At 68.2% G+C, this 1740-nt stretch carries 1 protein-coding gene and 2 pseudogenes; all 3 read left to right on the forward strand.

Annotated features, from left to right (window positions below):
• Positions 1–68: 68 nt before the first annotated feature.
• Positions 69–344 (forward strand): annotated as a pseudogene (locus ACFFNX_RS51650) (polyketide synthase dehydratase domain-containing protein); the annotation flags it as partial.
• Positions 274–1018, forward strand: a pseudogene (locus tag ACFFNX_RS51655) (SpnB-like Rossmann fold domain-containing protein); the annotation flags it as partial. The pseudogenes ACFFNX_RS51650 and ACFFNX_RS51655, both read left to right, overlap by 71 nt.
• Positions 1019–1042: 24 nt before the next feature.
• Positions 1043–1740 (forward strand): alcohol dehydrogenase catalytic domain-containing protein (locus ACFFNX_RS51660; RefSeq protein ID WP_378213852.1); only part of this gene is annotated, 698 nt, incomplete at its 3' end.

A 1740-nucleotide genomic window follows, 5' to 3' on the forward strand; every position in this document is an offset into this window, starting at 1 on the left:
GCTACGGACACCTTGAAGAACTCACCCTCGAAACACCACTAAGGATCCCCGCCGACGGCACCGTCTCCATCCAGGTACGAGTCGGCGGCGCCGACGAAACCGGACGACGACCCGTCACAGTCCACTCCGGGGCCGGTGACCAGTGGACCCGACACGCCTCCGGAACACTCACCAACGCCGACCCGCCCGTCCCCAACGCCGACCTGACGACTTGGCCGCCGCCCGGGGCGGTCCCGATTCCGGTCGCCGACGCGTACGAATCGCTGGGCCGGCGTGGTTACGAGTACGGGCCCGCGTTTCGCGGGCTGCGCGCGGCCTGGCAGGACGGCACCACCATGTTCGCCGAAGTGGCCCTGCCCCAGCACGGAACACTCCACCGCCGCCCGCTACGGCATCCACCCCGCGCTTCTGGACGCCTGCCTGCACGCCGCCGGAACAACGGGCGAGGATCTGTTGCTCCCCTTCTCCTGGGCCGGGGTTCGGTTGCATGCGGACGGCGCCACCGCCGTACGCGTGCGGATCGAGGCCGGGGAGCACGATCGCTGCGGGGTCGTGGTGGCCGACGGCAGCGGCAGCCTGGTGCTGTCCGCCGAATCGGTCGCGTTCCGCCCCGCGTCGACCGCGGTACGGGACGTATCCGACGCGATCTTCCGGGTGGAGTGGGTACCGGCGCCTCTCCCAGAGGTGCCCGCAGGTGAGCGGCTCACGGTCGAACGGCCGTTGGCCGGGGGGATCGATTGGGGTTCACCACTGCCACAGATCGCGGTGGTGCGCTGCCCAGGCGAACAGGCCGAGCCCGAAGAGGCGGCTGCGGCGGCGATCACGGTGTTGCAGGACTGGCTCGCCGACGAACACTCCACCTCCTCCCAACTGGTCATGGTGACCAGCCACGCCATCGGCCCCGACACCCAGGACCTGGCCTCCGCGCCCATCTGGGGCGTGATGCGATCAGCAAACCGAAAACCCCGGCCGATTCACCATCATCGACACCGACGAAACCCAAAACCTCAACACAGCACTCACCACCGGCGAACCCCAACTCATGATCCGCAACGAGCAGATCCTGATCCCCCGACTCGCCCGCGGCAGCACGGCGATTGTCCCGCCGGCCGGTGAACGCGCCTGGCGTGTGGAAGCCGTCCGGCAAGGATCCTTGGAAGACCTCACCGCCGTACCATGCCCGCAGGCACTCGCCCCACTCGAACCCGGTCAGATACGGATCGGACTACGCGCCGCCGGACTGAACTTCCGCGACGTCGTCGTAGGCCTGGGCATGATCCCCGGACAGACCATGATCGGCACCGAAGGCGCCGGGGTGATCCTCGAAACCGGTGCCGAAGCCAAGGGTCTCAACGTCGGCGACCGCGTCATGGGTGCTGTACCCGGGGCGTTCGGGCCGGTGGCGGTGGCGGATCATCGCATGGTGGTGCCGGTCCCGGCCGACTGGTCCTGGGAGCAAGCGGCTGCGGTTCCGATCGCGTTCCTGACCGCCTACTACGGCCTCGCCGACCTCGCCCAACTACAAGCGGGACAAACGGTACTGATCCACGCCGCGACCGGCGGCGTCGGAATGGCCGCCGTCCAACTCGCCCAACACTGGGGCGCAGAAGTCTTCGCCACCGCCAGCCCCACCAAATGGCCCATCCTCCACGCCATCGGTCTAGACGACGCCCACATCGCCTCCTCCCGAACCACCCAATTCGAAAACCACTTCAAAACCACCACCAACGGACGCGGAAT

The sequence above is a fragment of the Actinoallomurus acaciae genome (assembly GCF_042429965.1).
Taxonomy (GTDB): Bacteria; Actinomycetota; Actinomycetes; order Streptosporangiales; family Streptosporangiaceae; genus Actinoallomurus; species Actinoallomurus acaciae.